Annotated in this window: 23 protein-coding genes; 9 read left to right on the top strand and 14 right to left on the bottom strand. The window is 72.4% G+C overall.

The window, feature by feature from the left end; genetic code table 11:
• Positions 1 to 7: 7 nt before the first annotated feature.
• Together CXR44_RS04915 and CXR44_RS04910 are read right to left on the bottom strand one after the other, a co-directional pair.
• Positions 8 to 301 (bottom strand): DUF3017 domain-containing protein, encoded by a 294-nt coding sequence (locus CXR44_RS04915; RefSeq protein WP_180903187.1) that lies wholly within the window; start codon positions 299 to 301, stop codon positions 8 to 10.
• Positions 298 to 1,419, bottom strand: coding sequence for a citrate/2-methylcitrate synthase (locus CXR44_RS04910; RefSeq protein ID WP_101783681.1), 1,122 nt, complete (start codon positions 1,417 to 1,419; stop codon positions 298 to 300). The genes CXR44_RS04915 and CXR44_RS04910 overlap by 4 nt, the downstream gene beginning before the upstream one ends.
• A 181-nt stretch (positions 1,420 to 1,600) precedes the next feature.
• Here CXR44_RS04910 and CXR44_RS04905 point away from each other — a divergent pair, with 181 nt between their 5' ends.
• Positions 1,601 to 2,245 (top strand): FHA domain-containing protein, encoded by a 645-nt coding sequence (locus CXR44_RS04905; RefSeq protein WP_101783680.1) that lies wholly within the window; start codon positions 1,601 to 1,603, stop codon positions 2,243 to 2,245.
• Here CXR44_RS04905 and CXR44_RS04900 read toward each other — a convergent pair.
• Together CXR44_RS04900 and CXR44_RS04895 are read right to left on the bottom strand one after the other, a co-directional pair.
• The gene (locus tag CXR44_RS04900) at positions 2,240 to 3,364 is read right to left on the bottom strand and encodes an anhydro-N-acetylmuramic acid kinase (protein WP_101783679.1); all 1,125 of its coding nucleotides are present in this window, start codon (positions 3,362 to 3,364) and stop codon (positions 2,240 to 2,242) included. The genes CXR44_RS04905 and CXR44_RS04900 overlap by 6 nt on opposite strands.
• A gap of 8 nt (positions 3,365 to 3,372) precedes the next feature.
• Positions 3,373 to 4,932, bottom strand: a complete 1,560-nt coding sequence (locus tag CXR44_RS04895) for a glycoside hydrolase family 10-like protein (protein ID WP_101783678.1) — start codon at positions 4,930 to 4,932, stop codon at positions 3,373 to 3,375.
• Positions 4,933 to 5,020: 88 nt separating this feature from the next.
• Between CXR44_RS04895 and CXR44_RS04890 the strand changes: the two genes are divergently transcribed.
• Together CXR44_RS04890 and CXR44_RS04885 are read left to right on the top strand one after the other, a co-directional pair.
• Complete coding sequence (locus tag CXR44_RS04890) at positions 5,021 to 6,460, top strand: glycoside hydrolase family 3 protein (protein ID WP_101783677.1); 1,440 nt, start codon at positions 5,021 to 5,023, stop codon at positions 6,458 to 6,460.
• The gene (locus CXR44_RS04885; RefSeq protein ID WP_101783676.1) at positions 6,457 to 7,359 is read left to right on the top strand and encodes a MurR/RpiR family transcriptional regulator; all 903 of its coding nucleotides are present in this window, start codon (positions 6,457 to 6,459) and stop codon (positions 7,357 to 7,359) included. Before CXR44_RS04890 ends, CXR44_RS04885 begins: the two co-directional genes overlap by 4 nt.
• Before the next feature lie 7 nt (positions 7,360 to 7,366).
• Here the strand turns inward: CXR44_RS04885 and CXR44_RS04880 are convergent, their stop codons facing one another.
• A complete protein-coding gene (locus tag CXR44_RS04880; protein WP_101783675.1) occupies positions 7,367 to 8,284 on the bottom strand; it encodes a TIGR03619 family F420-dependent LLM class oxidoreductase in 918 nt (305 codons plus the stop codon).
• Positions 8,285 to 8,478: 194 nt separating this feature from the next.
• Here CXR44_RS04880 and CXR44_RS04875 point away from each other — a divergent pair, with 194 nt between their 5' ends.
• Together CXR44_RS04875 and CXR44_RS04870 are read left to right on the top strand one after the other, a co-directional pair.
• Positions 8,479 to 9,639: a CynX/NimT family MFS transporter gene (locus tag CXR44_RS04875; RefSeq protein WP_101783674.1), complete on the top strand. Its 1,161-nt coding sequence runs from the start codon at positions 8,479 to 8,481 to the stop codon at positions 9,637 to 9,639.
• 22 nt (positions 9,640 to 9,661) lie between these two features.
• On the top strand, positions 9,662 to 10,084 hold the full coding sequence (locus tag CXR44_RS04870; protein WP_219601677.1) for a DUF6157 family protein: 423 nt from the start codon (positions 9,662 to 9,664) through the stop codon (positions 10,082 to 10,084).
• Positions 10,085 to 10,118: 34 nt separating this feature from the next.
• Here CXR44_RS04870 and CXR44_RS04865 read toward each other — a convergent pair whose 3' ends face one another.
• A complete protein-coding gene (locus CXR44_RS04865) occupies positions 10,119 to 10,964 on the bottom strand; it encodes a bifunctional methylenetetrahydrofolate dehydrogenase/methenyltetrahydrofolate cyclohydrolase (RefSeq protein ID WP_101783672.1) in 846 nt (281 codons plus the stop codon).
• A 157-nt stretch (positions 10,965 to 11,121) separates the two neighbouring features.
• Between CXR44_RS04865 and CXR44_RS04860 the strand changes: the two genes are divergently transcribed.
• A complete protein-coding gene (locus CXR44_RS04860; protein ID WP_101783671.1) occupies positions 11,122 to 12,039 on the top strand; it encodes an ROK family protein in 918 nt (305 codons plus the stop codon).
• Here the strand turns inward: CXR44_RS04860 and CXR44_RS04855 are convergent.
• The 3 genes from CXR44_RS04855 to purN all read right to left on the bottom strand — a co-directional run bounded on the left by CXR44_RS04855 (position 12,015) and on the right by purN (position 14,498).
• Positions 12,015 to 12,200 (bottom strand): hypothetical protein, encoded by a 186-nt coding sequence (locus tag CXR44_RS04855; protein ID WP_245898843.1) that lies wholly within the window; start codon positions 12,198 to 12,200, stop codon positions 12,015 to 12,017. The two genes, CXR44_RS04860 and CXR44_RS04855, sit on opposite strands and share 25 nt — an antisense overlap.
• Positions 12,201 to 12,330: 130 nt before the next feature.
• Complete coding sequence (gene purH / locus CXR44_RS04850) at positions 12,331 to 13,872, bottom strand: bifunctional phosphoribosylaminoimidazolecarboxamide formyltransferase/IMP cyclohydrolase (protein WP_101783670.1); 1,542 nt, start codon at positions 13,870 to 13,872, stop codon at positions 12,331 to 12,333.
• Positions 13,869 to 14,498 (bottom strand): phosphoribosylglycinamide formyltransferase, encoded by a 630-nt coding sequence (purN, locus tag CXR44_RS04845; RefSeq protein WP_101783669.1) that lies wholly within the window; start codon positions 14,496 to 14,498, stop codon positions 13,869 to 13,871. The genes purH and purN overlap by 4 nt, the downstream gene beginning before the upstream one ends.
• Positions 14,499 to 14,574: 76 nt before the next feature.
• Between purN and CXR44_RS04840 the strand changes: the two genes are divergently transcribed.
• Positions 14,575 to 14,994: a hypothetical protein gene (locus CXR44_RS04840; RefSeq protein WP_245898842.1), complete on the top strand. Its 420-nt coding sequence runs from the start codon at positions 14,575 to 14,577 to the stop codon at positions 14,992 to 14,994.
• Between the two features lie 99 nt (positions 14,995 to 15,093).
• On the opposite strand, the gene CXR44_RS04835 is transcribed toward CXR44_RS04840, so the two are convergent.
• From CXR44_RS04835 to sucC, 3 genes are all read right to left on the bottom strand, one after another.
• Positions 15,094 to 16,719, bottom strand: a complete 1,626-nt coding sequence (locus CXR44_RS04835) for a cell division protein PerM (RefSeq protein WP_101783668.1) — start codon at positions 16,717 to 16,719, stop codon at positions 15,094 to 15,096.
• 321 nt (positions 16,720 to 17,040) lie between these two features.
• Positions 17,041 to 17,916: a succinate--CoA ligase subunit alpha gene (gene sucD, locus CXR44_RS04830; protein WP_101783667.1), complete on the bottom strand. Its 876-nt coding sequence runs from the start codon at positions 17,914 to 17,916 to the stop codon at positions 17,041 to 17,043.
• Between the two features lie 3 nt (positions 17,917 to 17,919).
• Complete coding sequence (gene sucC / locus CXR44_RS04825) at positions 17,920 to 19,101, bottom strand: ADP-forming succinate--CoA ligase subunit beta (protein ID WP_101783666.1); 1,182 nt, start codon at positions 19,099 to 19,101, stop codon at positions 17,920 to 17,922.
• Positions 19,102 to 19,574: 473 nt separating this feature from the next.
• Between sucC and CXR44_RS04820 the strand changes: the two genes are divergently transcribed.
• Positions 19,575 to 20,462: a hypothetical protein gene (locus CXR44_RS04820; protein ID WP_101783665.1), complete on the top strand. Its 888-nt coding sequence runs from the start codon at positions 19,575 to 19,577 to the stop codon at positions 20,460 to 20,462.
• 227 nt (positions 20,463 to 20,689) lie between these two features.
• Here the strand turns inward: CXR44_RS04820 and galE are convergent, their stop codons facing one another.
• Entirely contained in the window at positions 20,690 to 21,676 is a 987-nt protein-coding gene (gene galE, locus CXR44_RS04815; protein ID WP_101783664.1) for a UDP-glucose 4-epimerase GalE, read from the bottom strand.
• A 259-nt stretch (positions 21,677 to 21,935) separates the two neighbouring features.
• On the opposite strand from galE, the gene CXR44_RS04810 reads away from it, so the two are divergent.
• Positions 21,936 to 22,952, top strand: a complete 1,017-nt coding sequence (locus tag CXR44_RS04810; RefSeq protein ID WP_101783663.1) for a L,D-transpeptidase — start codon at positions 21,936 to 21,938, stop codon at positions 22,950 to 22,952.
• 327 nt (positions 22,953 to 23,279) lie between these two features.
• Here CXR44_RS04810 and pcrA read toward each other — a convergent pair whose 3' ends face one another.
• Positions 23,280 to 25,499: a DNA helicase PcrA gene (gene pcrA / locus CXR44_RS04805; RefSeq protein WP_101783662.1), complete on the bottom strand. Its 2,220-nt coding sequence runs from the start codon at positions 25,497 to 25,499 to the stop codon at positions 23,280 to 23,282.
• Positions 25,500 to 25,529: the final 30 nt, after the last annotated feature.

Below are 25,529 nucleotides of genomic sequence, written 5' to 3'. Positions count from 1 at the left end.
CGCCATGTCACCGTGCGAAAAGGGACATGATGAACGCCTTCAGCTCGTTGTTCCCCAGCAACATGGAGGTCAGCACGAGCACGAACCCGAACACGCCCAGGGTGATGACGTCGGTCTTCCTGCTCCGCACGGCGAGCGCCCCGCCGTACCCGGCGAACCGGAGCGCCGCCGCGACCATGATCGTTCCCCCCAGCGCGAACCCGCCCCACCTCAGGTCCGCCAGCAGTGCCGTGGCCACGGCGACGACCGCACCCGCCAGGATCAGCGGGTACGGTCCCCAGGTCTCGCCGGAACGGTTCACCGTTCCTCGATCGGCTTCCACTTCTGGTCACGCTCCCCGATGTATTCACTGTCGGGGCGGATCAGCCGGTTGTCGGCGTGCTGCTCGATGACATGGGCCGTCCATCCCGACATCCGGCTGATCGAGAAGACCGGCGTGAAGAGGTCGGTCGGAATGCCAAGGTAGTGGTAGACCGACGCCGCGTAGAAGTCGACGTTCGGATACAGCCCCTTGGTCTCGAGAACGACCTCCTCCATCTCCTTCGACATCCGGTAGTAGGTGTCGTCGCCGGACGCCTCGGCGAGCTCCTGCGACATCTTGCGCAGGTGCGTGGCGCGCGGGTCCTCGGTCTTGTAGACCCGGTGCCCGAAGCCCATGATCTTCTCGCCCGCGGCGAGCTTGTCGCGCACGGCCTGGGCCACGCCGGACGGCGAGATCGACTCCAGCGTCTTCATGACCTGCTCGTTCGCGCCTCCGTGCAGCGGGCCCTTGAGGGTGCCGATCGCGGCGACGATGGCGGAGTGCATGTCCGACAGGGTCGCGGCGCACACGCGGGCGGCGAAGGTGGAGGCGTTCATGGTGTGGTCGGCGTGCAGCACCAGGCAGGCGTCGAAGATCTCGACCTCGCGCCGCTCCGGCGCGCGGCCGGTCACCTGCAGCAGGAAGTTCGCGGCGATGCTGAGCGCCGGGTCGGGCTCGGGCGTCTCGGTGCCGGTGCGCGCGGCGTGGTAGCGGGCGACGAGCAGCGGCTGCTGCGCGGTCAGCCGGGCGGCCTTGCGCAGGTTGGCGCCGGGCTCGATGGAGTCCTTGTCGGGGTCGTCGGCGCCCGACAGGGAGACGAGGCTGCGCAGCGCCTCCATCGGTTTCTGCTTCTCGGCGATCTCGGCGATGTTCGCGGACACGAGCGCGCCCAGCTCGCGGCCCCGGACCAGCTCGGCTCCGTAGTCGTCCAGCTCCGCGCGGTTCGGCAGCTTGCCCCGCTGGAGCAGGTGCGCGGTCTCCTCGAACGTCGCTCGGCCGGCCAGGTCATGGATGTCGTATCCACGGTAGAAGAGGCGACCGGCCTTCCCGTCGATGTCGCTCAGCGCAGTGGACGCGGCTACGACGTCGGCCAGGCCTTTCGTGGGCTTGTCCGCCATGAGTGTTTCCTCCGCTTATCGTCCCTCGAAGTCTACCTGTGAGCAGGCAAAACCGTCGGCAGAGGTCCAGACCAATTTCAAGCGGGATTCTCCTTATGGCAAAGGCGATTCCGCATCCCCTCGGTTGGGTAAGCCGGAGCTGTAGTAATAGTTACGGCGGGCTACCTGGGGAGGAACTGCCGTGGAGGGGCCGTTCATACGCATCGAGGACACCGGCGAGGTGATCCCGTTGCGCCCCGAGATCACGACGGTGGGGAGGGGCCGTGGTGTCGACATCCGGCTCACCGATCCGAGCGTGTCTCGACTCCATGCCGAGTTCGTCAGGCGAGGACCCTACCTGTATGTCGTTGATCTGGGCCTGTCCCGCAACGGCACGCGGGTGAATGGCAGGCCGATCGCCCGGAGGGTGCTGGACGACGGCGACGTCGTCTCCTTCGGCGCGGCGCGCGGTCGCATCGGCGGAGTCCCCCGCGAGGACTTCACCCCCGAGATCGAGCTCCGCAGGGCGGCGGCGCCCGAGCTGACCAGGCGCGAGGTCGACGTGCTGACCTCGCTCTGCCGGCCGGCGCTGTCCGACGAGGCGTTCGTCGCCCCGGCGACCGCCCGCGAGATCGCCGACGACCTCGTCGTGACCGAAGCCGCGGTCAAGCAGCATCTGCTGCGGCTCTACCAGAAGTTCCGGATCCCGGAGGGCACCAACCGGCGCACGCGGCTGGCCAACGAGGTCGTCGCGCTGGGCCTGGTGCGTCCCACCCCTGTGGTGCCACCGCAGCGGGCGGGAGCCTCGGCCGACCAGCCGTCGGCCGCCGGACGCAGGGCTTCATAGCAGCCGGATCGCGACCGGGGCTTCGGCGAGGGGTTCCGGCAGCGTAAGAGGGCCGGAGCCGGGTGTCAGCGTGCCCAGCACGCGCGCCCCCGCGGCGCCCGTGCACCCGGGCACGGTGGCCGGCAGGCCGTGCGCGGTGAGCCAGCCGAAGAGCGAGAAGGCGACGGCCTCCTTCGCTCCGGCCGGCACGCCGAGCTCGTCGCTGGCCACCAGCCGCGTGTGCGGCGCGCGGGCGCGCAGCATGCCCATCAGCGTGGGGTTGCGGATGCCGCCGCCCGACACGACGACCGTGTCGAGCCGGTGCCGGCGCAGCTCGGCGGCGACCGTCTCGGCGGTCAGCGCCGTCAGCGTCGCCACCAGGTCGGGCAGCGGCAGGCCGTCCCCGGCACGGGCGCGGGCGTAGCCGGGCGTGAAGAGCTCCTTGCCGGTCGTCTTCGGCGGGTCCTGGGCGTAGTAGGGCTCCGCCAGCAGTTCGGCGAGCAGCTTCTCGTCCACGGTGCCGGCCGCGCCGAGCGCGCCGTCCGCGTCGTACGGCGGCGCGGCGGCGTCGATGAGCGCGCACGCGGGCCCCGTGTCGTAGGCGACCGGTCCGCCGGAGCCGGCCTCGGCGACCGTGAGGTTGGCGATGCCGCCGAGGTTGAGCGCCCCGGTCCGTCCCGGCAGCCCGGCCAGCAGCAGCAGGTCGAGGTAGGACACCAGCGGCGCGCCCTGCCCGCCGGCGGCGACGTCGCGCACCCGCACGTCCGAGACCACCGGCAGGCCGGTGCGCTCGGCGATCCAGGCGGGCTGGCCGAGTTGCAGCGTGCCCAGCACCCGGCCGTCGGCCACCCAGTGGAAGAACGTCTGCCCGTGCGAGCAGATCAGGTCGGCCCACGGGCAGTCCCTCGCCGCGTCGGCGAACGCCTGGCCGACGAGCGTGTCGAGCGCGCACACCTCCCCCATGTCCACCCGGTGGGGCGGCAGGGCCGCCACGATGCGGGCCCTCAGCCCGGCCTCGTACGGCCGCTCGCCGACGTGCACGATCCTGCCGGTGAGTGTGCCGCCGTCGAGCGACCAGTCGACGACCGCGCTGTCGATGCCGTCGTGCGACGTGCCGGAGATCAGGCCGAGAACCCGCATCACGCTCCCTAGAGGACCCGGAACCCGTGGCTGGGCCGGCTCGTCCGGTTGGCCCGGTCGACGGCCATCACGTAGTAGTGGTCGCCCCGCTTGCCGTCGGGGTCCACCCAGCGGACCTGGCGGTCGCCGGGCACGACGGCGACCAGGTGCCGCGCGTCGCCGAAGGCCTCGGCGGACGCCCGCTGCGGGAAGCGGAACACGGCGAACTGGAACGGCTCGTCCCGTCCGGTCGCGACCGCGCGCACCTCCACGCCGCCGGCCGGGCGGCGCAGCGCGTACGCCACGACGGGCCGCCGCGGCGCCTCGCCGTCCGCCAGCCTGGGCAGCACCGGCGCGAGCGCGGGGCGGGTGTAGTGGTCGCCGACCGCCGTGCTGATCGAGGCGATCCGGTCGGCGCGCAGGTCGTTGGCGTTGTACCAGATGTCGCCGGAGATCTCGGGGTGGGCGCGGTTGAGGGTGAGGTGCTTGGACAGCTCGGCCGGGTCCTGCCACGGGGCCGCCTGCGCCGGGTCACCCGCCTTGTAGGCCGCCTGGCCGATCCACAGCAGCGTGTTCGTGCCGCTCGCCACGTCCGACCACCACGGGACGAGCTTGGAGTAGTCGGCCGGCGGCTGGCCGATGTACCAGTAGAGCTGCGGCGCGATGTAGTCGAGCCAGCCCTTCTTCACCCAGCCGCGCGTGTCGGCGTGCAGGTTGTCGTACGACTGGCCGCCGTTGGTGTCGGACCCGAGCGGGTCGCTCGCCTTGTTGCGCCAGATGCCGGACGGGCTGATGCCCCAGGCGACCTCCGGCTTGGCCTCCCGGACGCGCTGCTGCATCTCCGAGACCATGAGGTCGACGTTGTGGCGGCGCCAGGTGGCCAGGTCGGGGAAGCCGGCCCCGTGCTGGGCGAAGGCGGCGCTGTCGTCGAAGGCCGTGGTGTTGGTGGGGTAGAAGTAGTCGTCGAAGTGCAGGCCGTCGATGTCGTAGCGGTTGAGCGCGTCGAGCATGGCGTCCTGGCAGAACTTCCGCACCTCGGGCAGGCCCGGGTTGTAGTAGAGCTTGCCGCCGAACGGCAGGATCCAGTCGGGGTGCTTGCGGCCGGGGTGGTCGGGGTGCAGCTTGGCCGGGTCCGGCTGCATGGACACCCGGTACGGGTTGAACCACGCGTGGAAGGCCAGACCGCGCTTGTGGGCCTCGGCCACCGCGAACCCGAGGGGGTCGTAGCCGGGGTCCTGCCCCTGGGTGCCGGTCAGCCAGTGCGACCACGGCTCGAACGGTGACGGCCAGAAGGCGTCGGCGGTCGGCCTGATCTGGACGAACACCGAGTTGAGCTTGCGCTGGACGGCCAGGTCCATCCAGGCGACGAACTCCGCCTTCTGCTCGTCGGCGCTCAGTCCCTGCTTGGACGGCCAGTTGATGTTGGCCACCGACGCGATCCACATGCCACGCATCTGGCGCAGCGGCGGAACGTGGGCGCCGTCGAGCGTGGCGAGGGCGGCTGTGGAGGAGGCTGAGGCGGGGAGCGGCACGGCGGACGCGGCGGCGGCGAGGGCGAGACCCTTGAGAACGGTCCTTCTGGTGGGCATGGGGGGCGGCCTCCGGGAAGCGGTTGTGTCGAGGGCGACGATGACAGAAAATTACCTTCAATTCAACAACTGTGAAGGAAAATGCCGCATGTCCGCTGACCTGTACCGACTCGCCCTGGCAGTCCTGCAGCCCGGCTACGAAGAGACCACCGCACCCGACTGGCTGCGCAGGGCCCTGGGCGAGGGGCTGGGCGGGGCGGTGCTGTTCGCCCGCAACAGGCCGGACGCGCGGCACGTGCGAGCCCTGCGCGCCGAGAACCCGGGTGTCGTCGTCGCCGTCGACGAGGAGGGCGGGGCCGTCACCCGGCTGGAGGTGGCCGCCGGCAGTTCCTTCCCGGGCAACCGCGCGCTCGGCGTGGTCGACGACGTGGAGCTCACCGAGCGGGTCGGCCGCCAGATCGGCCGGATGCTCGCCGAGGCCGACATCACCCTGAACTACGCCCCCGCTGCCGACGTCAACGCCGACCCCGCCAACCCGGTGATCGGCGTCCGCTCGTTCGGCCCCGAACCGGACCTGGTGTCCCGGCACACCGTCGCCTACCTGCGCGGGGTGCAGGGGGCCGGGGTCGCCGCCTGCGCCAAGCACTTCCCCGGCCACGGCGACACCACCACCGACTCGCACCTCGCGCTGCCGGCCGTGCACGCCTCAGGCCAGGTGCTGGCCGAGCGCGACCTGCCGCCGTTCCGCGCCGCGATCCGGGCCGGCGTCCAGGCGATCATGTGCGGTCACCTGCTGGTGCCCGCCCTCGACCCCGAGCTGCCCGCGACGCTCAGCCGTACCATCCTCACCGAACTGCTCAGGGACGAGCTCGGCTTCGAGGGCATGCTGGTCACCGACGCGATCGAGATGCGGGCGGTGGCCGCCCGGTTCTCCCCCGGCGAGATCGCCGTGCGCGCCCTCGCCGCCGGCGCCGACGCCATCTGCGCCGGCCTCACCACCGAGCGCACGCTGTACGAGCTGCGCGACGCCATCGTGGCGGGCGTCCGCGAGGGCGCGCTGCCCGAGGAGCGCCTGGCTCAGGCCGCCGCCCGGGTGCGGGCCGTGTCCGACTGGTACGGCGGGCGGGCGGCGCTGCGCGAGAAGGCGCTGGCCGACGCCGACCCCGGAGTGGGCCTGGAGGCGGCGCGGGCGGCGCTCACCACCTCCGGCACCGGCCGGCTGACGCGGCCGCCGCTCGTCGTGGAGGTCAACACCCGCTTCAGCCAGGCCGTGGACCCGGCCATGCCGACCGGGCTGACGGCCGCGATCACCGAGCTGCTGCCCGGCACGTCCCGTGCCCGGCTCCCGGAGGAGGGGGAACTGCCGCCGTTCGACGACCGGCCGGTGGTGCTCGTCGTGCACGACGCCGCCCGGCACGCCTGGGTCCGGGAGCGGGTGGAGCGGGCCGTACGGGCGCGGCCGGACGTGATCGTCGTGGACACCGGCATCCCGGCGGACCCGCCGGCGGACCCGCGCGCCACGCACGTCGCCACGCACGGCGTCTCCCGCGTCTCGGCTCGGGCCGCGGCCGAATGGCTGGTGCGATGAGCGGCGGCCGGTCGGCCGACGCCACCCCCCAGGCGCCGGCCAACCCGGCGGCCGCGGTGCGGGCCGTGCTGCCGTCGCTCACCCCCGCCGCGCGGGCCATCGCCCGGATCATCCTCGACGACCCGGAGCTGGTGGTCCGGAGCACCATCACCGAGTTCAGCGCGGTGTCCGGCACCAGCGAGGCGACGATCGTGCGCACCTCCCGCGTGCTCGGCTTCTCCGGCTACTCGCAGCTGCGCTTCGCGCTGGCCGCGGCCGTCGCCAAGGAACAGGCCAGGGAGCCGGACCGGCTCGTGCCCGGCGACCTCGGCCCCGACGACCCGCTCACCGACGTCATCGCCAAGGTCGCCCGCTCGGAGTCGGAGGCGCTGGCGGACACGGCCGCGCAGCTCGACCCGGGGCTGCTCGGTGAGGTGGTGACCGCCATCGCCGCCGCCCGCCGCGTCGACGTGTACGGCGTCGCCGCCTCGGGGCTGGTGGCCGCCGACATGTCGCAGAAGCTGCTGCGGATCGGCCTGTCGAGCCATCCGTTCGCCGACGCCCATCTCGCCCTCACCAGCGCCGCCCTGCTGCGCCCGGGAGACGTGGCCGTGGCGATCAGCTGCAGCGGTGAGACGCCCGACGTGCTGGTGCCCGCCCGCACCGCCGCCGAGGCGGGGGCCGTGGTCGTGGGCATCACCAACAACCCGCGCTCGTCGCTGGCGGAGGTGGCCCACCACACGATGGTGTCGGCGGGCCGCGAGACGGCCTTCCGGCCGGGGGCGCTGGCCAGCCGCATCAGCCAGCTGCTGATCGTCGACTGCGTCTTCGTCGGCCTCGCCCAGCGCACCTACGACACGGCCGGCGCGGCCATCCGCGCCACCCGCGAGGCCACGGACCGCTACCGCCACCGCTCCTGACCCCGGCTCAGCGCAGGTCGCGCGTCCGCGCCGCGAACTCCGCCGCGACGTCCATCAGCTCCTCCCGCGCGGACGTCGTCGTCTGCACGTCCACGAAGACCTCGTGGGCGCCCGCCTCGGCGAGGACCTGGAGGTGGCCGGCGAGCTGCGCGACGGTGCAGGCGCGCGGCACCTCGGCGGCGGGCGCGGGGTCCCGGGTGATCCGCGGGTTGATCCGGACGACCATCCGCAGCGCGGCCGGGTCGCGGCCCGCCTTCTCGGCCGACCGCAGCGCCGTGTCCCACAGGGTCTTCAGGTAGGGGGCGGGCATCGCGGCCCCCAGCCAGCCGTCGGCCCGGCGGCCGACCCGTTCCAGGGCGGCCACGGTGAAGCCGGCCAGCAGGATCGGCGGGCGTGGGCGCTGGCTGGGCTTGAGGTCCACCCGGGACGGCGGCACCGTCCACCGCGGCCCCTCGTGCGCCACCACCTCCGCGGTCCAGAGGGTCTCCAGCAGGTCGAGCGTCTCCTCCAGCCGCGCGCCCCTCCCCCGCCAGGGCACCCCTGCGGCTGCGTACTCGTCGCCCAGCCAGCCCAGGCCGAAACCCGCGTCGAGCCGCCCGTGGCTGAGCAGGTCGAGCGAGGTCAGGCTGCGGGCCAGCAGGACGGGCGGCTGCCACAGCGCGTTCAGCGTGCTGGTGCCCAGCCTGACGCGGCGGGTGCCGACGGCCGCGAGCGTCAGCGCCGCGAGGGGGTCGAAGAACGTCCCGTAGGCCGCGGGGATCCCGCCGCCGCCCGGATAGGGGTGGCTGGGGGCGAGCGGCACGATGATCCGGTCGCTGGCCCACAGGCTGTCGTAGCCCATGTCCTCCAGCCTCGTCGCGGCCTCCCGGATGAAGTCCGGGTCGGCGAACGGGCCGTACTGGGGCACCGCGAATCCGATGCGCATGCTCGACTCCTCTGACAGGGCGGCCTCGACCTCCCTTCCCGTACCCGCTTCCGCCGCGTCCCGGCGCGCCGCCCGGGGGCGATCCGGACCGCCGGACGGACCTCACGGCTCACCCGCCGCGTGGGCCGTCCGGCGCCACGGCGTACCCTGTCCAGATGACCTTGCAGGGACCCCGTCCGGCGCGGACCGGCTGAATGTCGCCACGCAGCGTCCTCCTGCTCGGCGGCTTCGTCCTCGCGTCGCTCAACCTCCGGCCCGCGCTCGCCGGCGTGTCCCCACTCCTCGACGAGATCATGACGGATCTCGGCCTGACCCCGGCCGGAGGCGGCGCCATCACCACGGTCATGGTGGTGTGCCTGGGGGTGTTCGGGGGGCTCACCCCGGTCCTGGCCCGGCACACGGGGCTCGACCGCACCCTGATGGCGGGCCTGCTCCTCCTCGCCGTCGGCGTGCTCGTGCGGACCGTGGACGGCGTGCCCGCGCTCTACCTCGGCTCCGCGCTGGCCGGCACCGCGATCGCGATCATGAACGTGGCCATGCCGGGCGTGGTCAAGCAGCACTTCCCCCACCAGGTCGGGGCGTACACGTCGGTCTACGTCACCGGGCTGGTGGCCGGGGCCGCCGCCGCCTCCGCGCTGATGATCCCGCTGGAGCGGCTCACCGGCCACGGCTGGCGCGGCGTCTCCGCCCTCGTGGCGGTGCCGGCCGTGGCCGCCGCCCTGCTGTGGCTCCCCCAGGCGCTGCGCAGGCCGGCCCGCACCGGCGACCGGCCCCGCCACTTCGCCGCCATCCTGCGCAGCCCGGTCACGTGGTGGGTGACGGTGTTCATGGGCGTGCAGTCGCTGACCTTCTACATCATGCTGGCCTGGCTGCCGACGATCTTCCAGGAGGCGGGCCTGCCCGCCGACCAGTCCGGATACCTGCTCAGCCTGACGAACCTCGCGCAGATCGCCGCCACCCTCGCCGTCCCCGTCCACGCCGGCCGGCGCGCCTCCCAGGTGCCGCACGTGACGGTCGCGACGGTCCTGACCATCGCCGGCTACCTCGGCGTGCTGCTCGCCCCCGCGACCCTGCCCTGGCTGTGGATGATCGTGCTCGGTCTCGGCCAGGGCGCCGCGATCGCCCTCGCGCTGCTCATCATCACGCTCCGCGCCCCCGACCCGTCGTCGGTCACGGCCCTGTCGGCGGTCGCGCAGTCGTGCGGGTACGTGCTGGCCGCGGCCGGGCCGCTGCTGATCGGGCTGCTCCGGCAGACCTCGGGCGGCTGGACCACGCCGCTGCTGGCCGGCCTGGCGTTCTGCCTCGTCCAGGCGGTCGCCGGGATCTTCGCCGCCCGTCCGCACCCCGCGCGCTGACGCGGTGGGGCATCATGCCGTCGTGGACCTGAACTACTACGACACCCTCATCGCGATCGCCGACGACTGTCCCACCGCCGGCGCCGTGGTGCCGGCCCCGCGGGGCGGCAGGAAGACCGTCGCGGTGGTGCAGCACGAACTCCTCGCCGAGCACCCGGGCGAGCTGACCCAGGAGGACGTGCTCTTCGAGACGTGGCTTCGCCGCCGCGACGAGCCGGAGCCGGACCCGGCCGAGCGGGCCCGGCTGCGCGCGGAGTTCTTCGCCAGGCCGCAGGCCTGCCTGCGGGCGTCGCCGCTGCCGAAGAAGTACGGCTGGGGGCTGCTCTTCGACGGCGCCGGCCGGGTGAGCCTGTGCCCGGCCGGGTCGGCGGAGTACGACCGGCTCGTCGCCGGTGACGTGCCCGGCGTCACGGTCCTCAAGGCCATGCGCTCCCGCCGGGCGTAGGGGCCTGCAGGGCGTAGGGGCACGGCCCGCCGGGCTACCGGCGTTCGGCGGCTTCCACGACGTTGGACAGGAGGAGGGCGCGGGTCATGGGGCCCACGCCGCCCGGGTTGGGGGTCAGGAAACCCGCCACCTCGGCCACGTCGGCCGCCACGTCACCGGCGATCCTGCCGTCGACGCGGGAGACGCCCACGTCGAGGACGGCCGCGCCGGGCTTGACCATGTCGCGCGTGATGAGGCCGGGCACGCCCGCGGCCGCCACCACGATGTCGGCCCGGCGGACGTGGCCCGCCAGGTCCTGGGTGCCGGTGTGGCAGAGCGTGACGGTGGCGTTCTCGCTGCGGCGGGTGAGCAGCAGGCCCAGGGACCGGCCCACGGTGATGCCGCGGCCGACCACGGCCACCTCCGCGCCCTTGATGGGCACGCCGTACTCCTGCAGGAGCAGCACGATGCCGTGCGGCGTGCAGGGCAGCGGCGCGTCGACCATGTGGACGAGCCGGCCGAGGTTGACCGGGTGCAGGCCGTCGGCGTCCTTGGCCGGGTCCATCCGCTCGAGCAGCGCCATCGTGTCGAGGTGGCGCGGCAGCGGGAGCTGCACGATGTAACCGGTGCACTCGGGCGAGGAGTTGAGGTCGTCGATGGCGGCCTCGACGTCGGCCTGCGTGGCGGTCGCCGGCAGGTCCACACGAATGGAGGCGATGCCCACCTCGGCGCAGTCGCGGTGCTTGCCGGCGACGTAGATCTGGCTGCCGGGGTCGTCTCCCACGAGGACCGTGCCCAGGCCGGGCGTGACGCCGCGGGCCTTGAGCGCGGCCACCCGGGCCGCGAGGTCTGCCTTGATCCTGGCGGCCGTGGCCTTGCCGTCGAGTTTCACTGCGCTCATGTCGCCCCATCCTTCCACGGCTGCCAGGGCGGCCGCACTCCGGTGTCCGTCCCGGTGGTGACATCGTTGTCATCGGGCGTAGAAGGACATAAAGTGACGCTCGCCCATCCACCGCGCACCGAGGAGCCCCCTTGTCCGTCACCCCGTGGGAGCGTCGATGAGCTCCGTCCTCGCCATCGACATCGGGGGAACCAAGCTCGCCGCCGCCCTGGTGGGCGAGGACGGTTCCGTCACGCGTTCGGCCATCCGGCCGACACCGCGTACGGACGTCATGTCCACCCTGGCCGCCCTCATGGACGAGGTGTGCGACGGCGGGGAGCGGCCCCGGGCCGTCGGCGTCGGCTGCGCCGGACCGCTGAACCTGGCGGCCGGCACCGTCAGCCCGGTGAACATGCCGAGCTGGCGCGACTTCCCGCTCCGTGACGAGGTGCGGGAGCTGACCGGGCTGCCGACCGTGCTCGCGGGCGACGCGCAGTGCTTCGCGCTGGGCGAGCACTGGCTGGGCTCCGGGCGGGGCAGCTCGGCGCTGCTCGGCATCGTCGTCTCGACCGGCATCGGCGGCGGGCTCGTCATCGACGGCGTGCCGCTGCTCGGCCCGACCGGCAACGCCGGGCACGTCGGCCACATGACGGTGGACCCGTACGGCGAGCGCTGCGAGTGCGGCGGGCGCGGCTGCGTCGAACGCTACGCCAGCGGCCCCAACCTGGCCCGCTGGGCGCTCGACAACGGCTGGAAGGCGCCGGAGGGCGAACCGGCCGACTCGCGGAACCTGGCCCGGGACGCCGCCGAGGGCGAGCCGGTCGCGGTGGCGGCCTACGAGCGGGCCGCCAGGGCGCTGGCCGGGATGATCGCCTCCGCCACCGCGGCGGCCGAGGTGACCCGGGTCGTCATCGGCGGCGGCGTGTCGGGGGCCGGCCCGGTGCTCTTCGAGCCGCTGGAACGGGCCCTGGACGACGTGGCCGGGCTGGGGTTCGTCCGGGCGGTGGACGTCCAGCCCACCATGCTGGGCGTACGGGCCGGCCTGGCCGGGGCAGCCAAGCTGGCCTTCGACTACTCGGACTCCGCCGCGGCCTGAGCCTCGCGCCGCTCGATGATCCTGCGGGTGAAGGGGATCAGCTCAACGGCCCGGACGCCCAGGTAGGCACCCAGGAACGCGAGCACCACCAGCATGAAAGGGCTCGTGGCGAACCCGTTCACGGTCACGAAGGCGTACAGGATCGAGTCGAGCAGCACCATAAGAGGACTCCGAGGGGAGAAACAGACGGCGAGGCCCATAGGGTAACCGGACCTCGCCGATGCTCGCCGCCGTTCGGCCGGGCTCGTGGCGAAAACCACCCCGGCCGGTACGGCCGGCCGGGGACGCCGGTCAGTGGAAGAAGTGGCGCGTGCCGGTGAAGTAGAGCGTGATGCCCGCCTTCTCGGCCGCGTCGACGACCTCCTGGTCGCGGACGGACCCGCCGGGCTCCACCACGGCCTTCACCCCGGCCTCGATCAGCACCTCCAGCCCGTCGGCGAACGGGAAGAACGCGTCGGAGGCGCCCACCGACCCGGCGGCCCGCTCACCGGCCCGGCTGACCGCCAGGCGGCAGGAGTCGACCCGGTTGACCTGGCCCATGCCGACGCCCACGGTCGCCCCGCCGGAGGCCAGCAGGATGGCGTTGGACTTGACCGAACGGCTGGCCCGCCAGGCGAACGCCAGGTCCGCCAGCACCTCGGGGCTCGCGGGCGCGCCGGCCTTGAGCTCCCACTGCTCGGGCGCGTCGCCGGGCGCGTCGACCCGGTCGGCCCGCTGCAGGAGCAGCCCGCCGTCGATCCGGCGGAACTCCGACGTGTTGGCCGGGCCCTCGGGGCAGGCCAGCAGCCGGATATTCTTCTTCCTGGTCAGCACGGCCAGCGCCGCGGGCTCGAACGACGGCGCCACCACGACCTCGGTGAACACCTCGGCGATCTGCCCGGCCAGCTCGGCCGTGACCGGCCCGTTGACGGCGATCACCCCGCCGTACGCCGACACCGGGTCGCAGGCGTGGGCCTTGCGGTGCGCCTCGGCCACGTCTGCGCCGACGGCGATGCCGCACGGGTTCTGGTGCTTGATGATCGCCACGCACGGGTCGGTGAAGTCCCAGGCGGCCCGCCAGGCGGCGTCGGCGTCGAGGTAGTTGTTGTAGGACATCTCCTTGCCGTGCAGCTGCTCGGCCTCGGCGAGGCCGCCCGAGCCGCCGGTGTAGAGGGCGGCGGCCTGGTGCGGGTTCTCGCCGTAGCGCAGGGTCGCCTTGCGCTCCCAGGTCGCCCCCATGAACGCCGGCCACTCGCCGTCGGGCTCGTACACGTCGGCGAACCAGGAGGCGACGGCCACGTCGTAGGAGGCCGTGTGGGCGTAGGCGAGGCCCGCCAGCCGCCTGCGCTCGGCCAGGGTGAAGCCGCCCTCGTTCAGGGCGTTCAGCACGGCACCGTAGGCGCCGGGGTCGACGACGACGGCGCAGGTGCTGTGGTTCTTGGCCGCGCCGCGGATCATCGCCGGCCCGCCGATGTCGATCTGCTCGACGCACTCCTCCGGCGACGCGCCGGAGGCGACCGTCTCGGCGAACGGGTAGAGGTTGACGACCACGAGCTGGAACGGGTCGATCTCCAGCTCGTCGAGCTGGGCCACGTGGTGGGGCTTGGTCAGGTCGGCCAGCAGCCCGGCGTGCACACGCGGGTGCAGGGTCTTGACCCGGCCGTCGAGGCACTCGGGGAACCCGGTGAGCTGCTCGACCTTGGTCACCGGGACGCCGTAGGACGCGATGGCGGCCGCGGTGCCGCCGGTCGACACGATCTCCACGCCGGCCCCGTCGAGCGCCCTGGCCAGCTCCTCCAGCCCGGACTTGTCGTACACCGCGATCAGCGCGCGCCGGATGGCGATGCGAGTCACTTGGATTCCCCTCCTGTTTGGTTCCCGATGCGGACCACGCGTCCGCTGACCGTCCAGCCCTCGCGGACCATCCGGCCGACGATGTCGACGAGCAGGCGGCGCTCGACGCTCTTGATGCGCTCGTGCAGGGACGCCTCGTCGTCGTCGGGCAGCACGCTCACCGCCTCCTGCGCGATGATGGGCCCGGTGTCGACGCCCGAGTCGGCCAGCATCACCGTGCAGCCCGTCACCTTCACGCCGTGGGCGAGCGCGTCACGCACGCCGTGGGCGCCCGGGAAGGACGGCAGCAGCGCGGGATGGGTGTTGACCACCGGGAAGGCGCCGATCGTCGGCTCCCCCAGGATCTTCATGAATCCCGCCGCGACCACGAGATCGGGCTCGTACGCGGCGATCCTGGCCGCGAGGGCGTCGTCCCACTCCGCCCGCGACGGATGGTCCGCCAGTTTCTCGACGAAAGTCGGCACCTTGGCCTTCTCCGCCCTGTCCAGCCCCGCGATCCCGTCCCGGTCCGCGCCGACGGCGACCACGCGTGCCCCGTACGACGGGTCGGCGGAAGCGTCCAGCAGGGCCTGTAGGTTGGTTCCAGAGCCGGAGACGAGGACGACGAGCCGCCCAGCCTTAGACACGCATCACTCCAATGGGAAAACCGGGGTGGGGCTGCCAGCGTATCCGCTCCTCGCCCGGTCACGCAGAGGAGGTCAGGTGTCGACACCGGTGCAGGCGCCGGCGGGCCAGCAGCCCGCGGATTCCGCGGGCCGTCGCGCGATCTGGTTGTCCATCGCAGCGCTGGCCATGACGTTCATGCTGCCACTCGCCGGGCTGGTGATGGCGCTGTTCGCCCTCATGGCGGGCATCCGCGCGCTGCCGCAGCTCAGGAGCGCGGGCAGGCCGACCGGCACGGCCGTGGGCGGCATCGCCGTCTCGGTGATCGCGCTGGCGCTGTCGGGCGGCGCCACCGCGATGCAGGTCTACCTGATGGACGAATACTCCGCCTACCAGGAGTGCATGCAGGCGGCCGGCACGGTCACCTCGCAGGGCGAGTGCTTCACCCGGTTCAGGGACGCGGCCCAGCAGAAGCTCCCCGCCGACGTGCTGGAGATGCTGGGCACCGTCCAGCCCTGAGCCGCACGGGCACCGCCCTCCAGCCCTGAGCCGCACGGGCACCGCCCTCCAGCCCTGAGCCGCACGGGCATCGCCGTCCGGCCTCGATCCGCGCGGGTGTCAGTCGCGGTCCCAGGCGTACGGGTCGAGGTAGATGACGTGCCCGCCGCGGTCGTCCGACTCGTCCACGATGTCCCTGCGCGGCCCCGTCCGGCCGCCGTCGGCCGGACGGGGCCGCGCCTGGGCCAGCGTCTCCGCCTCGGCCGAGGCGTGCTCGTCCTGCCAGTCGTCGCGGATGACGGGGATGGGCTGGGTGTCGGCCTCGGTGGCGTCCATCCAGTGACCCGGCAGCGGGCGGGCGTCGGCCTCGGCCAGGCCGACCTTGCTCGCCGCCCGGGCGAGCGCCGCCCCGGCCTTGCGCACCGGTGCCGCGGCCTTGTCGAGCGGGACGCGAGCCCGCCGGTTGAGCAGCAGGAGGTTGGTCACCCCGGCGGAGATGCCCGCCGCGACGCCCACCTCCAGGGCGACCGACACGGCGACCTCCCACGGCGACGGCCCGACGGCGGCCAGCCGCCCGCCGCCGATCGGGCCGCCCGACAGGGCCGCCAGCAGCCCCGCCACCAGGCCCGTGGTGACGCCGGTGAAGAAGCCCCACAGCGGGGCGGCCTCGTACGAGGGAGAGGGCGAGATCCGGGCGAACACCACGCCCGCCACCGCGCCGGCCAGGAACGGCAGCGCGACCACCGCCATCACCCAGCCGGGCACCGGACCGCTGTCGGGCAGCGCGCCGAGGATCGGCAGGCTCGGCACGGTGCCGAGCTGCACGCCCGTGGGCGCCACCAGCGTGCCGGTGCCGATGGCGAACCCGGGCCCGGCGATGTAGGACAGCGCCCAGATGACCACGTTGAGCAGGTAGAGCAGCTGGAGGAGCAGGAGCAGCACCCCGCCCACGAACCCGGGCGACAGCACCCCGGACAGCTCGCGCACCTGCCCGAAGTTGACCCCGACCGCCACGACCACGAGCACCAGCCCGGCGGCGAGCAGCAGCGCCGTGGCCACCGCCGTGCCGAGGGTCAGCGCGCGCACCCGCTCGGGCAGCAGCCGCAGCATCGCCCGCCACGGCCCGATCGTGCGGGCCGTGGCCAGCGAGCCCGCCAGGAAGGCGAGCGTGAAGTGGCTCAGCAGCGCCTCGCCGATGAACGGCTGGGTGATGTCGTTGCGCGCCACGACCGCGATCAGCCCGGCCAGCAGCGCGTACGGCGCCGCCAGCGAGACCCCGGCCTGCGCGACCAGCACGAGCTGCGCCCGGCGGCGGGCGCCGGCCTTCTCGCGGGGGCTGTTCTTCGGCAGCCGGGCCGGCAGCCGCAGCCGCAGGTCGGCGTCGCGGGCCATCCAGCGGGCGGCGCGGTACAGCAGCAGCGCGGGCAGGATGATCAGACCGAGGGGCAGCAGCCCGACCCGGCCGCCGGGGATCGCGAACCCGGCGTGGTGGGCGGCCAGCCAGGCCTGCGCCGCCGTGCGGAACACCCCCGGCAGGCCGGCCCCGAGCGTGCCGTTGGGCGCGGCGATCCAGCCGACGAGGGTGAGCGTGGTGAGCGCGGCCAGTCCGACGCCCAGCGTGCAGGCGGCGGCCAGCATCCCCGACACGGGCAGCGGCCGCCGGGACTCGTCGTCGTCCGGCACCCCGGGGAGTTTGCCGAGCACCGAGCGGGGGGCTGCTCGGAGCTGGTCGAGAATCGCCGTCACAGTAGACGATTTTCGCAATCTTTTCCGACCGCCGCTTGGTTGACGCGCCGCGCCGGTCCGGCTTTGTGGCCTTTCCGGGCCGCACAGGCCGCCGAAGCCGGACGGGTCACTGGGGCACGGACCGTTGGGGCCGGTGGATGCCGGACCGCCGGAGCCGGTGGATGCCGGAGCGTCGGAGCCGGTGGATGCCGGACCGTCGGAGCGGGACGGGCCGGTGGACGGGGAGCCGTCGGGGGCGGACGGGCCGGTGGGGCGACGGGAGCGCCGGTGCGGCGCGCGAAGGCCCCGCACCGGACCGGTGCGGGGCCTTCGACAGGGTGTTCAGCGGGCCTGCATGATCTCGCGCATGAGGCGGGCCGTCTCGGAGGGGGTCTTGCCGACGCGGACGCCGACCTTCTCCAGTGCCTCCTTCTTGGCCTGGGCCGTGCCGGCCGAGCCGGACACGATGGCGCCCGCGTGGCCCATCGTCTTGCCCTCGGGGGCGGTGAAGCCCGCGACGTAGGCGACGACCGGCTTGGTCACGTGCTGCTCGATGTAGGCGGCGGCCCGCTCCTCGGCGTCACCGCCGATCTCGCCGATCATCACGATCGCGTCGGTGTCGGGGTCCTCCTGGAACGCCTGCAGGGCGTCGATGTGGGTGGTGCCGATGACGGGGTCGCCGCCGATGCCCACGGCCGTCGAGAAGCCGAAGTCGCGCAGCTCGTACATGAGCTGGTAGGTCAGCGTGCCCGACTTGGAGACCAGGCCGATGCGGCCCGCCGTGGTGATGTCGGCGGGGATGATGCCGGCGTTGGACGCGCCGGGCGAGGCGATGCCCGGGCAGTTGGGGCCGATGATGCGGGTCTTGTTGCCCTTGGCCACCGCGTAGGCCCAGAACTCGGTCGAGTCGTGCACCGGGACGCCCTCGGTGATGACCACGCAGAGCGGGATCTCGGCGTCGATGGCCTCCTTGACGGCGGCCTTGGTGAACGCCGGGGGCACGAAGACGACCGACACGTCGGCGCCGGTCTCCGCCATCGCCTCCGCGACCGTGCCGAACACGGGCAGGCCCTCGTGGGTGATGCCGGCCTTGCGGGCGTTCACGCCGCCCACGACGCGCGCGCCGGAGGCGAGCATGCGCCGGGTGTGCTTGGTGCCCTCACCGCCGGTCATGCCCTGAACGATGATCTTGCTGTTCTCGGTCAGCCAGATAGCCATGTCTCACGCACCTACCGCAGCGAGCTCCGCGGCGCGCTTGGCCGCCTCGTCCATCGTGTCAACCAGCTCGACCCGCGGGAGCGCGGCATCGGCGAGGATCTGCCGCCCGAGCTGGGCGTTGTTGCCGTCGAGGCGGACCACCAGCGGGTGGGTCACGGCCTCGCCGCGGCTCTCCAGCAGCTTGAAGGCCGCCACGATGCCGTTGGCGACGGCGTCGCAGGAGGTGATGCCGCCGAAGACGTTCACGAAGATCGACTTCACCGACGGGTCGGAGAGGATGATCTCCAGGCCGGCGGCCATGACCTCGGCCGAGGCACCGCCGCCGATGTCGAGGAAGTTGGCGGGGGACGGCTTGCCGGGGAAGGCCTCGCCCGCGTAGGCCACCACGTCGAGGGTGGACATGACCAGGCCGGCGCCGTTGCCGATGATGCCGACGTCGCCGTCGAGCTTGACGTAGTTGAGGTCCTTCTCCTTGGCCTTGGCCTCGAGCGGGTCCTCGGCGGCCTTGTCGGCGTACGCCTCGTGCTCGGACTGGCGGAAGACGGCGTTGTCGTCGAGCGTGACCTTGCCGTCGAGGGCCTTCACCTGGCCGTCGGCCGACAGGATCATCGGGTTGACCTCGACCAGCGTCGCGTCCTCGTCGACGAAGCAGCACCACAGCTTCTCGATCAGCTCGGCCGCGCCGTCGAGCGACTGCTCGGGCAGCCCGCCCGCGACCGCGATCTCGCGCGCCTTGGCCCGGTCGACGCCGTCCAGCGCGGAGACCGGGACCTTGGCCACCTTTTCGGGAGTGGAGTGCGCGACCTCTTCAATGTCCATTCCGCCCGCTGCGGAGCAGATCGCGAGGAATGTACGATTCGCGCGGTCGAGCAGGAAGGAGAAGTAGTACTCCTCCGCGATCGCGCTTGCCTCCTCCACGAGCACCTTGTGGACCGTGTGGCCCTTGATGTCCATGCCCAGGATGGCCTTGGCCTTCTCGACGGCGTCGGCGGCGTCGTCCGCCACCTTCACGCCGCCGGCCTTGCCACGGCCGCCGGTCTTCACCTGGGCCTTGACCACGACGCGGCCGGTGAGCTGCTCGGCTGCCGCCCGCGCCTCCTCCACGGTGTGGGCGACGATGCCGCGCGGCACCGGGATGCCGTAGTCCGCGAAGAGCTCCTTCGCCTGATGTTCGAACAGGTCCACGAGGGTCCGTCCTTGCTTATCCGACTGATGTTCGACGGCCCGGGCCACCCCGTGCGTGCCGGGCGTTTCCGCCAGTGAAGCCTAGCCCCAAGCCCGACCTCCCCAGGTCACCGGGTGGGCGATATGCCGTGATGTGACGGTGATCTCACTGTCGCGAGCCTCCGGACGGGCGGGCGCCCGGCGGCGTACCGTGGCGACCATCCGGCAGGGCGATCTCGGATAACCCTCACAATCCACCACGCCTTCCCACAAAGTGCCCGGGGGCGATAAACGCCATTCCCGGCTTCGTCATGGCGCCCCGAAATGGCCGGAGGCATCGCCCAAAGTGACGTTCACCGACCTCACCGTAAACCGGTCAGCCTTCTGCACGAGAAATCCACACTTTTCCCTCAAGTACGCCATAGACCGAGATAACATCGTGATCTTCGCTTGGCAGGATCTCCTCGCGCAATGAGAAAAGAGAGGGATTCATAATGAAGCGAATCGTCACCGGCCTGGCCTTGGCCTCGGCTGCGACGCTCATCGCGGCCGCTCCGGCACAGGCCGCGCCGGTGAACCCGGCCGCCGCCGTCCAGAAGCAGTACGCGGCCGGCAAGGGCGTCAAATTCGCCGAGGTCGTCAAGATGGTGTACAAGGGCGAGCGGGACATCCTCCTGCGGCGCAGCGGCACGCTGCAGTTCGGCAGCTCGGGCGTCGTCGCCTCGGACATCACCGGCCAGCTCAACATCAAGAGGAGCGACGTCGAAGCGCTGTCCGACATCCTCGCGGACGAGGACGAGCCCGAGCTCGGCGAGACCCTCGTCACGGCGCTCACCACGCCCGAGCGGATCGTCACGGTCGGCAAGTCGACCTACCTGACGGGCGGCCTGTGGAGTGCCCTGCTGAACTCCAACAAGGGCTGGATCAAGATCCCGGGAACCGCCCCCGTGGGCCTGACGAGCACCTACAGCCAGCCGCTGAACATCGTCGGCGAGCCGGCCACGCTCAAGACCCTGATGAAGGGCGCCAAGGCGACCAAGGACGGCTTCTACGGCAAGATCTCGGCGGGCGAGCTGAGCAAGGTGTCGCCGACGTTCCGCAACACGCCCGGGATCAACGTGAAGAAGGCCAAGGGCGCCATCAGCTGGAAGCTCTCCGTGGACGCCAAGGGCCTGCCGGTGCGGCTGGCGTCGGCGTTCCCGTCGTCGGTGCTCGGCATGACCCCCAAGGGCGTGACGATCAGCGTCGAAACCCGCTACAGCGACTGGGGCACGCCGGTCACCGTCACCGCTCCGCCGGAGCTGGAGGTGGCCAAGACCCTGGAGGAGGCCATCGACCTCCCCGGCCCGAAGAGCATCCCGCTCAGCGCCATCGTGCACTGACGCGGCGGCGTCGACGCCTCTCCCCCTCCGGGCGGGAGAGGCGTCTCTCGTTTCCGGCACCGCATGCCTCGTCTCCCCCTCCGGGCGGGAGAGGGGTCTCTCGTTTCGGCACCGCATGCCTCGCCTCGCCCTCCGGGCGGCCGAGGCATGTCTGGTTCCCGGCGGGTGAACGTCTCGTCCCGGCGCTCACCCGCCGGTGGTCCGAGGTCGTGACCGGCGCGTACGGCCTAGCCTCGCAGCCGGGAGTCGCGCACCCGCGCCCACTCCAGGGAGTGCCTGATGCCCTCCTCCACCGAGTGGCGCGCCCGCCAGCCCAGCAGCCGCTCGGCCAGGTCGCTGCGCGTGTACGCCCCCGCCACGTCACCGGGCCTGCGCTCCGCCTCCACCACCTCGACCGGCCGGTCCACCACGCGGTTGAACGCCTCGGCCAGCTCCCGCACCGTCGTGCCCGTGCCGGTGCCCAGGTTGATCACCGCTCCCTCGGGGAACAGCCCGTCGAAGCGCCGCAGCGCCTCCACGTGGGCCGTCGCCAGGTCCCAGACGTGCACGTAGTCGCGGATGCCGGACCCGTCACGGGTCGGGTAGTCGGTGCCGGTGAGCCGGAACGGCACGCCGTCCTCGTAGGCCTCGATGAGCTTGCCGAGCGCGTGGCTGGGCCGGCGCAGCTGCAGCCCGGTGCGCATCCGCGGGTCGGCGCCGATGGGGTTGAAGTAGCGCAGCGAGAGCACCCGGATCGGCCGGGTGGCCGCGATGTCGGCGAACATCGCCTCGCACATCGCCTTCGTCCGCGCGTACGGGCTCTGCGGGTCGAGCGGCGAGCCCTCGTCCACCGTGTGGTCCGCCCCTGCCCGGTAGATCGACGCCGACGAGCTGAAGACCATCCGCTCGCACCCGTTGCGCAGCAGGTGGTCCACGAACTCCAGGCTCTTGGCCACGTTCGCCCGGTAGTAACCCACCGGGTCGGCCACCGAGTCGGGCACCACGATCAACGCCGCGCAGTGGACGACCGCCTCGATGTCGGGATGCTCCGCGAACACCTTGTCCACCAGGGCGCCGTCACTGATGTCGCCCTCGTGGAACGCCCTCCCCTCGGCGAACTCCCGCCGTCCCGTCACCAGGTTGTCGAGGATCACCGGCTCGATCCCCGCGTCCAGGCACGCGGACGCCACCGTGCTCCCGATGAATCCCGCACCGCCGGAAATCAACACGCTCATGCCAGTCCCCTGCCTCCCATGGCGCGCGTCACGCGCAGTCGTCGTGCAACCAGGGCGTCGGAATCTCCCCGACCCCGCCCAGTTCTGATCATCCCCGACCGCCGGACCGCCCGCGCCGGGGTCACAGCGTGGCAGCACGGGCAGCCACCCGTTACCGGATCGTTAGGGCCATCTTGCCTACGGAGAAAGGCTTTCGTTTGTCTACCTATGCGACGTAGCACTTACTCCTGGAGTAACCCCCGTGAATCCCCTCCCCCGGATGCCGATAGTCGCCGCACTCCTCGCCCTGGCCACGGCGACCGCGTGCGCGGCGGAAGGCACGTCCGCCCCGCCCGCGGCCGCGGTCCGCGCCGCGAGCACCTCATTCGCCCCCGGCGTGGTCAACGCCGCGGGTGTCGCCGCCAAGGCCGCCGCGACCACGCCGGCCCCCACGCCGACCGCCACCTCGACGAAGACGTCCGCAGGCAAGCCGCGGCTCGGCATCGCCGACATCACCCCCATGGGTGAGAAGGCGGAGAAGGTCGGCGTCGGCTTCCCGATCATCGTCACCTTCGACCGCGACGTCCGCGACAAGGCGGCGGCCGAGGCGGCACTGGAGGTGCGGCCGGAGAAGCCGGTCGAGGGCGCCTGGCGGTGGGTGTCGCACCGCAAGGTCATCTACCGGACGAAGACGTACTGGAAGCCGCACCAGAAGGTGCTCTTCAAGGCCCGCCTCAGCCAGATCCCGGGCAACGAGGCCGCCAAGGACGTCTCGCGCCGCTTCGCGGTCGGCACGGCCAACATCTCGCTCGTCGACACGCGCCGGCACGTGATGAAGGTCCGCCGCGACGGCAAGCTCGCCCGGACCATCCCGATCAGCGCGGGCCGCGGCGGCATGATCAGGAACGGCGTGGACGTCTACCTGACGACCAGCGGCGTCCACCTGACCATGGGCAAGAAGGCCGTGGAGACGATGACGTCCTCCTGGATGGGCGTCACGGACCCCAAGGACCCGCGCTACTACAAGGAGGAGATCCCCTGGGCGGTCCGCATCTCCGACAGCGGCGAGTACGTGCACCAGAGCTACGGCGACTACCAGTACCTCGGCCGGTCCAACCAGAGCCACGGCTGCGTGCGCGCCACCCCGGCGGGCGCCAAGTGGTTCTACGGCATCGCCCAGCGCGGTGACGTCGTGAAGATCGTCGGCACCAAGCGCAAGCTGGACTGGCGCAACGGCTGGAGTTACTGGCAGCTCAACTGGACCCAGTGGAAGAAGGGCAGCGCGCTCAGGAGCTGACCCCGCCACCGGCTCGACCCGTCGCCCGCCCGGCGCCCGACGCCATCCCGCCCACCCGGCTCAAGCGCCGGAGCCGGGCGGGCACCGGCGGACGTGCCGCCGGTCACGGGCGGGCGTGCCGCCGACGGACGTGCCGCCGGTCTCGGGCGGGCGTGGCGCCGGTCACGGGCGGACGTGCCGCCGGTCACGGGCGGACGTGGCGCCGGTCACGGGCGGACGTGGCGCCGGTCACGGGCGGACGTGGCGCCGGTCGCGGGCGGACGTGGCGCCGGTCGCGGGCGGACGTGGCGCCGGTCGCGGGCGGACGTGGCGCCGGTCGCGGGTGGGCTAGAGCTTCTCCAGGGGCGCGTATGCCAGGAGGAGCGTCTTCTCGCCGCCGCTGCCGAAGTCGATCTTGACCTTGGTCTTCTCCGCCACCCCGTCGACCGACACGACGGTGCCCAGGCCGAAGGCGTCGTGCGACACCCGGTCTCCCGGCGTCAGCGACGGCACGACCCGCGCGCTCTTCTTGGGGGCCGCCGTGGGAGCGGGCTCGCGCCGGGTGGCCGCGGTCCAGGCCGTCTTCTCCGGCGGTGTCCGCCAGTCGACGAGCTGTCCGGGCACCTCGTTCACGAAGCGCGAGGCCGGGTTGAACGACGGCGAGCCCCACGAGCTGCGCACCGCCGCCCGCGTCAGGTAGAGGCGCTGCCGGGCCCGGGTGATGCCGACGTAGGCGAGCCGGCGCTCCTCCTCCAGCTCCTTGGGCTCGCCCAGGGAGCGGACGTGCGGGAAGACGCCGTCCTCCATGGCCGTCAGGAACACCACCGGGAACTCCAGGCCCTTGGCGGTGTGCAGGGTCATCAGCGTGACCACGCCCTGGCCGCCGTCGGCCTCGGGGATCTGGTCGGCGTCGGCCACCAGCGACACCTGCTCCAGGAACTCCACCAGCGTGCCCTCGGGATTGGCCTCCTCGAACTCCGAGGCCACCGAGACGAGCTCGTTGAGGTTTTCGAGGCGCGACTCGTCCTGCGGATCCTCCGACGCCTCCAGCTCGGCGCGGTAGCCGGTGGCGACCAGCACCTCCTCGGCCAGCGCCGACGGCGGCATGCCCGCGGCCTTGCTGATCAGCTCGTCGATCATCGCCACGAACTCGCGCACGGCGTTGAGCGAGCGGGTCGCCATGCCGTACGCCTCGTCGGCCCGCCGCAGCGCCTCCCAGTAGGAGATGCGCTCGCGGGACGACAGCGCCTCGATCATCGCCTCGGCGCGGTCGCCGATGCCGCGCTTGGGCACGTTGAGGATGCGCCGCAGGGACACCACGTCGTTGGGGTTGGCCAGCACCCGCAGGTAGGCCAGCAGGTCCTTGACCTCCTTGCGCTCGTAGAAGCGCACGCCCCCGACCACCTTGTAGGGCAGGCCGGTGCGGATGAAGATCTCCTCGAAGACCCGGGAGGCGGCGTTGGTGCGGTAGAAGACGGCCACGTCGCCCGGCCGGACGTCCTCCTCGTCGCAGAGCCGGTCGACCTCCTGCGCGACGAACACCGCCTCGTCGTGCTCGTTGTCGGCCACGTATCCGACGATCTTGGGGCCGTCGCCCTGGTCGGACCAGAGGTTCTTGGGCTTGCGCGCCTCGTTGCGCGAGATGACCGCGTTGGCGGCGGCCAGGATGTTCTGGGTGGAGCGGTAGTTCTGCTCCAGCAGGATGGTGCGGGCGTCGGGGTAGTCGCGCTCGAACTCCAGGATGTTGCGGATCGTCGCGCCGCGGAACGCGTAGATCGACTGGTCGGCGTCGCCGACCACGCACAGCTCCGACTGGTCGGCGCCCGACCGGATCAGCTCGCCGTCGCCGGTGCGCAGCTCGGGACGGCCCACCAGCTCCCTGATCAGGATGTACTGGGCGTGGTTGGTGTCTTGGTACTCGTCGACGAGGACGTGCCTGAACCGCATCCGGTAGTGCTCGGCCACCTCGGGGAAGAGCTGGAAGAGCGTCACCGTGTTCATGATGATGTCGTCGAAGTCCATCGCGCCGGACTCGGTGAGCTTGAGCTGGTAGCTCTTGTAGGCCTCGGCCAGCACCTTCTCCAGGTGGGAGCCCGCCTTGTCGAGCGCGGTCTCGTAGTCGACCAGCTCGTTCTTGAAGTTGCTCACCTGGGCCGAGAACGACCTCGGCGGATAGCGCTTGGGATCGAGGTCCATCTCGCGGCAGACCATGGCCATCAGCCGCTGGGAGTCGGCCTGGTCGTAGATGGAGAAGCTGGAGGGGAAACCGAGCCGCTTGGCCTCGCGGCGCAGGATGCGCATGCAGGCACTGTGGAACGTCATCACCCACATCGCGCGGGAGCGCGGGCCGACCAGCTTGTCGATGCGCTCCTTCATCTCGCGGGCGGCCTTGTTGGTGAACGTGATCGCCAGGATCTCGCCCGGATGCACGTCGCGCTCGGCGAGCAGGTAGGCGATGCGGTGGGTGAGCACCCGGGTCTTGCCCGAGCCCGCTCCCGCCACGATCAGCAGCGGGCTGCCGTGGTGGATCACGGCCTCGCGTTGCTGCGCGTTGAGTCCGTCGAGCAAGGGGTGGTCAACAGAGACCTGGGTGGTCGG

The organism is Nonomuraea indica (assembly GCF_002850745.1).
Classification (GTDB): domain Bacteria; phylum Actinomycetota; class Actinomycetes; order Streptosporangiales; family Streptosporangiaceae; genus Nonomuraea; species Nonomuraea indica.
This window is presented reverse-complemented; position numbering and strand designations above follow the sequence as displayed.